This window comes from Alteromonas sp. 14N.309.X.WAT.G.H12, from assembly GCF_036697315.1.
Lineage (GTDB): Bacteria > Pseudomonadota > Gammaproteobacteria > Enterobacterales > Alteromonadaceae > Alteromonas.
In genome coordinates this window covers 1-7,430 of record NZ_JBAHZB010000138.1, presented here as the reverse complement: position 1 = coordinate 7,430, position 7,430 = coordinate 1, and the positions used below count along the sequence as shown (strand labels likewise).

Here is a 7,430-nt window from a genome sequence, read left to right as displayed (position 1 = left end):
TAACAATTACTTACGTTATCTGCTATAACAACTTCTTAGTGGTCCGTTTGACGTTCCCCGTCGAAGTGGTGCGCATTTTAGGGAATTCCCTAGAAAGGTCAACAGGGAAAGTTGAAATAATTGCGTTTTGTTGTTTGAATGCTTATTTTGCAAACAAACCACTCAAAAAACATACAACTTGAACTAATTGTGAATAGATATATTCATATATAAGAACAATAATAAAGTCCTAGGTGGACAAATAACCAACAGAGGGTGGAGTATGTCTCCGAAAATTTGCTTGCGCTTTTTCGTAGTAGCAATGTGTTTCCCTACAATGTGTTTAGCTACAACGAATAACGAATCAGAAAAAAACGATGAGTATCAGGTACAGTTTTTAAAGCGCCAGGTCGATCAAAACATGTCAATTGGTCGAGCGATACGATCCATTGCCAGTCATTACCCTCAAGATGTTGTATCAATAGTGGACGTTGCACTCGATACTTATCCCGATAAATACCGTGAAATTATTTTTGCAGCAATTTCTGCACAACCGGCTTCAACGGAAGACATTGTTAGAATAGCTATCGAAAAAGATGTAGGTAGTTGCCCGTCTATTGTTGAACTCGCCATTCAAGCAGAACCCAGCTATGTGGACTTTGTTGTTCAGGCTGCCGCCAACGCAACACCAGACGAATTAGACGATATAGTACGTATTGCGGTTCAAACCGAGCCCGACTCGGCGGATCGCATTGTACAAACGTTGTCGCAGGAGCACCCCAATAAGCTAGTGCAGATTATGTCTACCGCGTTGCATGCGGTACCGTATGTGGGCGAATATGTTGTTGATGCGCTATTAGCGGTATTTCCGGGCCAATCCGATGAAGTAGTAACTACCGCGCTAAAAGAGACATCAGCAGAAAAAGAACAGGCTATGCGTATATTACAAACAGCCCAAAGCTATGGCGTCACTGATGCAAAATTAAAAGAGTATGGAGAAGCCGCTGGACTTACTGAATCACAAATCGCTCTGGTGATTAGTAACTAGTTCCCCCATTTCATCCTGCTCGGCGATTAATGGTAAGTAACTTTAACGTATTAAAGTTACTCCCCTTCCCCTTTAATTGAAAAGTTTTCTCGTTTTAGCGTGAGATTCGGACTATAAGCTGGATCATGGGCTATAACATCTGCCCACGTTGTTTGTAAGTAGGTAAGTTCTCGTTGAAACCGGGCGGCTTTTTCAGGTGCTATGTCTAGCCCTCGGCTCACCGACTCGTGGTGGTAAAGTTCAGCCTCAGCACAGTACACGTTTCTAACTCCAGTTTCTTGTACTCGAAGACAAAAATCCACATCGTTAAACGCTACCGTAAGATCTTTTTCATTTAAGCCCCCTACGGCGTTAAATAGTGATTTTTTCACTAACAAACACGCTGCGGTAACTGCACTGTAGTTCTGGGTGGCAATTAAACGTTTCATATAGCCAGGATGATAGCGAGGGAAGTATTTATGGGCATGCCCTGCTCCTCCACCATACCCCATCACAACTCCGGCATGCTGTACGCGACCATCGGAATAAAGCAACTTGGCCCCAACACACCCCACATCATCACGCACCGCATGACCGACCATAAAAGTCAGCCAATCCGGCTTAATCACTTCAATATCATTATTTACCAACCCGACTATGTCGCCGTTTGCGTGCGCCACGCCAAAGTTGTTAATGGCCGAATAATTAAATGGCCCCGGATAAGACAACACACGAATGTTTTCAACTTGCTTTAGGGTATCGAAATAAGCCAGGCTTTGTGGCTCATCAGAGCCGTTATCAATAAGAAGGATCTCGTAGTTTTTATAACTGGTTTTGTTCTGTATCGATTCGATACACGCTTTCACCAGATCTTTGGCGTTTTTGGTGGGAATAATTAATGACACCAACGGATTTTCCGCTACCGGCCATTGTACATGATTAACCTGCAAGGCCTCGTTATAGGCTAACGCCGCTGGGGTGTAGTTAGCTAGCACCTTCGCCACATCATTTAAACCCGCTTTAATATGCGTAGTTTGTGTTGATCTATGCACCAGCGTATAGGGTACGTGCCCTATGGAAATTGCTGGGCGTAACAAGGCTAATTCAGCCACAACACCGGAAATGGTTTGCACATCGGTATTACGCACCTGTGCTAAGGCTACCACTGTCACTAGCACGCCAGTATCGATATAAGCGGTAGAATAAAGCAGTTCTGGGTTCCAATCCGGTAAAAAATGGGGAGCGCTTAGCTTACCTTGCTTGTCGCGCATATCGGTATCGCAATAAACGAGAGGATCGGTGCTCAATGCTTGGAAAAGTAACTTTAAGGCATGTTGATGTAATGTATCGCCAGCGTTTAGCAATAAAACAGGCGCGCCCTTATCCAAACGATCTATGGCACCGCTAAGTCGGCTTGCCTGCTGCACACCGGTGCGAGGGCCGCTTTCCCCTACCACAATGACCTTTAAAGATGACAAGCCTTGGCGCGACAACGCCCCGAGCGTAACTTCCACACCGCCATTACCCACAATGATCACTTGCAAGGCGTCGGGCGCCGCATAACCACTTGCGAGTGTGTTGAGTGTATGTTCTTGCTGCTGCTGATATTTGCCATACATTGCCATCAGCTTTTTTTTGCTGGGAAAGCCGTAGAACAAGCCGGAACGCTGCAAAGATTTACTATAAAACTCGGTGAGCTTGTGATTACTTTTGAGTTTATTTTTGATGGTGAGCGGCAACAGGCCTATGGCCCCTTTCACCGTTAGCATAGCAATCTTCTTCATACCGCGAGATGTTCCTCAACTATTCAACAAAAAGGCCGCTGTAATAGCGGCCTTAAAAGTGTAACACGGTTTAACGGCGGGATTTAACTTCCTGTGCCTAAACGCTCGCCTTGATAACTACCGTCAAGCACGGCTTTCCACCAAGTTTCGTTATTCAAATACCATTCTACGGTTTTACGAATGCCACTTTCGAAGGTTTCTTGCGGTGTCCACCCTAATTCACGCTGAATTTTTGAAGCATCGATGGCATAGCGCATGTCATGACCTGGCCGATCTTCTACATAGGTAATTTGGTCTGCGTAGGGGCTATCTTTAGGCTTAACGTCATCTAAAATACAACAAATGGTTTTCACCACGTCGATATTCTGCTTTTCGTTATGCCCACCAATGTTATAGGTTTCGCCAATTTTGCCCTGTAAAGCCACCAGCACTAACGCCCGAGCGTGATCTTCCACATACAACCAATCGCGAATTTGATTGCCTTTACCATAAACCGGTAAGGGTTTACCGGCGAGGGCGTTTAAAATCACCAAAGGAATGAGCTTTTCAGGGAAATGATAAGGCCCGTAGTTATTGGAACAATTGGTTACCAAGGTGGGCAGTTTATAGGTACGTAGCCATGAACGGACCAGTTGATCGGAACTGGCTTTACTGGCCGAATAGGGCGAGCTAGGCGCATAAGGCGTAGTTTCGGTAAACAGCGGTAGTTCCGTACCTGGCGCCACATCATCTGGATGAGGCAAATCGCCATACACTTCATCGGTGGAAATGTGATGAAACTTAAACCCTGCTTTTTTATCACCCTCTAAGGACGACCAATAAGCCCGAGCCTGCTCAAGTAATGTGTAAGTACCTACTACGTTAGTTTGAATGAACTCCCCAGGACCATCAATGGAGCGATCAACATGAGATTCTGCGGCCAAATGCATAATAATATCGGGCTGCCAGGTGGTAAAAACCCGTTTTATTTCGTCAGCATCGCAAATATCCACCTTTTCAAAATGGTAACGCTCGCTATTAGAAACCGGCGCAAGAGATTCTAAATTTCCCGCATAGGTGAGTTTATCGACGTTTATCACCTTGTGATCGGTGTCGTTAATAAGGTGTCGTACCACGGCCGAGCCAATAAACCCTGCCCCACCTGTGACTAATATTGTTTTGCTCATTGTTGTTAACTCTATTTTAAGCTTTTAGTTCGTCCATCATCGCTGACAGCTGTGTGCGCCAATGGGCAGGATGAAGGGAAGAGAATGTGTCGCGGGTTAGGGTTTTATCTAACACACTATAATGAGGGCGTTTTGCCGGCGTTGGATATTGTGAAGAAGGAATGGGCTTTACCGGAACGGCATTTTCCAATAGCCCCTTTTCTATGCCTAACTCTTGAATAGCTAAGGCAAAGTCATACCAACTACAAACGCCTTCGTCTGTCCAGTGGTAAACCCCGTTGGTTTTGTTTTGCGCCGCATAGACACAAGCTTCAGCAAGCCCTTTTGCCCACGTTGGTGTGCCCACTTGGTCGTCAATTACCCCTAGCTGAGGTTTTTCGGCCATTAAGCGCAGCATGGTTTTCACAAAGTTATTGCCATGCGACGAATACACCCAAGCGGTGCGGATAAGACAACTGGCCTCGGGCAATGTTTGAAGCAGGGCTTTTTCGCCGTCGGCTTTGGTTTTGCCGTAAACCCCCTGGGGTTCAATGGCATCGTCCACCGTATATGGAGACCCTTTGCTACCGTTAAACACGTAATCGGTAGACACATGCACCAAAAACACGCCCGCTTTTTTACAATACGAAGCCAGATTCGCCACCCCTTGAGTATTGATCAGCGCAGCGGCCTTTTCATCACTCTCGGCCTTATCCACCGCCGTGTAAGCCGAGGCATTGATAATGGCATCGGGTTGTATGGTATCCAATACAGATGTTAAAGCGGAAAGATCTGTAATATCAATATCATCACGCCCAAAGCAGGTAACCTTGTTACCCAATAACCGCTGTAGCTCGAAAGACAATTGTCCCGACTTACCAATTACCACCATGTTCATAGTCAGTCCTTAGAACGTTGGGGCGTCTGAAAACGCCAATCCGTCAGCATCTTTGGCTGATAACGCAGGCGCTTGCCCATTCACCAGAGGCCAGTTGATGCCAATGGTTGGATCGTCGTACTTGATACTCACTTCCGATTCTGGATGATAATAATCTGTGCATTTATACACAAATTCGGCCGACTCACTGGTAACGTAAAAGCCATGAGCAAACCCAGCAGGTACCCAAAGCTGACGCTTATTTTCAGCGTTTAACAGCACACCTACCCATTTGCCAAAGGTGGGCGAACTTTTGCGCATGTCTACCGCAACATCGAATACTTCACCACTTACCACACGTACCAATTTACCTTGGGTGTGTTCAAGCTGATAGTGTAGGCCACGCAAAATGCCCTGCTTAGATTTTGAATGGTTGTCTTGCACAAAATCCACGTCTGCGCATTCTTTCTTAAACCAATCGGTGCGAAAGGTTTCCATAAAAAAACCACGTTCGTCACCGAAGACACGTGGCTCTATAACTTTAACATCAGGGATGTCAGTTTGAATAACTTGCATTAATTTTCTATTCCAATGTGTTATACGCGACCGCTTATTTTGATCGCCACACCCCATATAGAGGTGGTGACTAGGACATCGCGGGACTACTTCACCCGGTCGTTGATCACTTTTAACAAGTACGTGCCATAACCGCTTTTAACGAGCGGTGTGGCTAGCTTTTCAAGTTGCTGGGCATCAATATACCCCATTCGATAGGCCACTTCTTCAGGGCAGCAAATTTTTAAGCCTTGGCGTTTTTCTATAGCAGCCACAAAGTTTGCCGCATCCAGCAGACTATCGAGAGTGCCGGTATCCAGCCAAGCCGAACCCCGCCCCATCAACTCTACTTTTAACGAACCATCGTGCAAATACATTGTATTTAAGTCTGTAATTTCAAGCTCGCCACGGGGCGATGGTTTCACCTCTTTGGCAAAATCCACCACGCGATTGTCGTAGTAATATAAACCGGTGACGGCATAATTCGACTTCGCTACTTTGGGCTTTTCTTCAATGGACAGGGCATTCCAGTCGTCATCAAAATCCACCACACCATAACGTTCAGGATCGGTTACATGGTAGCCAAACACGGTGGCGCCATGCTCTTGCCCGTATGCCTTAGTTAAAGACTGGCGTAAATCATGACCATAATAGATGTTATCACCCAAAATGAGCGTACAGGCATCGTTACCAATAAATTGCTCACCAATAAGAAAGGCTTGAGCCAAACCATCAGGGGAAGGTTGTGCCGCGTATTGCACGTTAATGCCTAGCTCACTGCCATCACCGATAAGCTCGATAAAGCGATGCTGTTCTTGTGGCGTTGTAATGATAAGAATATCTTTGATGCCCGACATCATCAAAGTGGCAAGCGGATAGTAAATCATCGGTTTGTCGTACACAGGCATTAATTGCTTGCTAACAACCTTAGTTAATGGATGAAGGCGAGAGCCTGATCCACCGGCTAGTATTATTCCTTTTCTCATTTTTTTGCCTTCTCAATTGTCTTGGTATTTACTCTCTCACAAAGAACTTACGATATATTACCGAGGCCTGTTTAACACTTCTTTTATCAGCGCATACTCAGATTCGAACATTTGTCGATAATTAGCGATGTAGGACGGTAACTCAATACTGGAATCAAATTTTTGTTTAGGCACTTGGACATATCCTGTAGCGAGTGCCGAAAATATTTTAAATTCTTTATCGAAATTAGACACTAAACCTACAAAGTCAAACTCTTCAAACTTAATGTTCGCAAAGTAATTTTCATATGCAAAAATCTGTTTTCGCCACTTGGGGTTCTTCACAAAACCATCAAATATTTCATCCGTTGCCTTAACACCCTTATCGAAATATTGGCGCTTAAGCTCATCATATATGGATTTGGGTGCTTTATGTTCCACTATCATATTAAAAAGCAGCCATATCCGTTCCAAAGGATCTCTTACCCAAACCGCATGTCTGGCATTTGGATAATAAATTTTTTGGTTTGGATGAGGACTAAAATGACCGTGGATGATCTTCACCCCACCATCAACATGGAGTAATTCTCCACGAGTTAATGCGGCAGATCCGGTGTTTTGGTATGCGGGGTGAATGGTGTCTTTCCCCCATAAAGATTGATACTCCGCCAGCAGGGTATTTTCAATAACTTTAGGAATATGATGGGATAGCCACTGTACGCCTGTATATACACTCTTTTCCTTGCGTGCATTTGTTTCCAAGGGCTGGTTATCATTGCGATTAACAAAAGGCGCAGGTATCGTTTTAACTTTTTTAGCAGTCGGCCTAGCTGTACTATCGCTGGGTGTATTTTTTACAGGTTTGTTAGTCTGCCTGCTAAGCACTTTGCGAATAATAGAAATACGATTTGCACTGGCACCACTTGAAATGGCATTTTGCTCTGCGAATATTGCTAACAGAAAAGCAACTTCGGGGTTAAGTGTTACCCATGATAACAGCATCGACTCAAACAATTCATCATCCAATGATTGAGACAAGCTAACTGGAGCTGCGGCCTCTTTTGCCGCAGAGAGAAGCCTCTTCCCCTGCTCAACATC

The 7,430-nt window shown here is 45.0% G+C and carries 8 protein-coding genes; 2 read left to right on the top strand and 6 right to left on the bottom strand.

Features of this window, described 5'->3' with window-relative positions:
- Together V5298_RS18835 and V5298_RS18830 are read left to right on the top strand one after the other, a co-directional pair.
- Positions 1–182 (top strand): hypothetical protein (locus tag V5298_RS18835; RefSeq protein ID WP_332932974.1); only part of this gene is annotated, 182 nt, incomplete at its 5' end.
- A 119-nt stretch (positions 183–301) separates the two neighbouring features.
- Positions 302–1,027, top strand: coding sequence for a hypothetical protein (locus V5298_RS18830; protein WP_416351207.1), 726 nt, complete (start codon positions 302–304; stop codon positions 1,025–1,027).
- A gap of 56 nt (positions 1,028–1,083) precedes the next feature.
- On the opposite strand, the gene V5298_RS18825 is transcribed toward V5298_RS18830, so the two are convergent.
- The 6 genes from V5298_RS18825 to V5298_RS18800 form a co-directional block, all read right to left on the bottom strand.
- Complete coding sequence (locus tag V5298_RS18825; protein WP_332932973.1) at positions 1,084–2,790, bottom strand: glycosyltransferase family 2 protein; 1,707 nt, start codon at positions 2,788–2,790, stop codon at positions 1,084–1,086.
- Between the two features lie 83 nt (positions 2,791–2,873).
- Positions 2,874–3,956 (bottom strand): dTDP-glucose 4,6-dehydratase, encoded by a 1,083-nt coding sequence (gene rfbB, locus V5298_RS18820; RefSeq protein WP_332932972.1) that lies wholly within the window; start codon positions 3,954–3,956, stop codon positions 2,874–2,876.
- A 16-nt stretch (positions 3,957–3,972) separates the two neighbouring features.
- Entirely contained in the window at positions 3,973–4,833 is an 861-nt protein-coding gene (rfbD, locus tag V5298_RS18815) for a dTDP-4-dehydrorhamnose reductase (protein ID WP_332932971.1), read from the bottom strand.
- A 9-nt stretch (positions 4,834–4,842) separates the two neighbouring features.
- Positions 4,843–5,388 (bottom strand): dTDP-4-dehydrorhamnose 3,5-epimerase, encoded by a 546-nt coding sequence (gene rfbC / locus V5298_RS18810; RefSeq protein WP_332932970.1) that lies wholly within the window; start codon positions 5,386–5,388, stop codon positions 4,843–4,845.
- Positions 5,389–5,474: 86 nt separating this feature from the next.
- Positions 5,475–6,353: a glucose-1-phosphate thymidylyltransferase RfbA gene (rfbA, locus tag V5298_RS18805; RefSeq protein WP_332932969.1), complete on the bottom strand. Its 879-nt coding sequence runs from the start codon at positions 6,351–6,353 to the stop codon at positions 5,475–5,477.
- A gap of 57 nt (positions 6,354–6,410) precedes the next feature.
- The coding region (locus tag V5298_RS18800) for a hypothetical protein (protein WP_332932968.1) at positions 6,411–7,430 on the bottom strand (1,020 nt) is incomplete at its 5' end.

What these genes read in the sequence shown, in the direction of transcription:
- rfbC (WP_332932970.1), bottom strand. Translation starts at nt 5,388, where the DNA reads ATGCAAGTTATTCAAACTGACATCCCTGATGTTAAAGTTATAGAGCCA.
- rfbD (WP_332932971.1), bottom strand. Translation starts at nt 4,833, where the DNA reads ATGAACATGGTGGTAATTGGTAAGTCGGGACAATTGTCTTTCGAGCTA.
- rfbB (WP_332932972.1), bottom strand. Translation starts at nt 3,956, where the DNA reads ATGAGCAAAACAATATTAGTCACAGGTGGGGCAGGGTTTATTGGCTCG.
- V5298_RS18830 (WP_416351207.1), top strand. Translation starts at nt 302, where the DNA reads ATGTGTTTCCCTACAATGTGTTTAGCTACAACGAATAACGAATCAGAA.
- rfbA (WP_332932969.1), bottom strand. Translation starts at nt 6,353, where the DNA reads ATGAGAAAAGGAATAATACTAGCCGGTGGATCAGGCTCTCGCCTTCAT.
- V5298_RS18825 (WP_332932973.1), bottom strand. Translation starts at nt 2,790, where the DNA reads ATGAAGAAGATTGCTATGCTAACGGTGAAAGGGGCCATAGGCCTGTTG.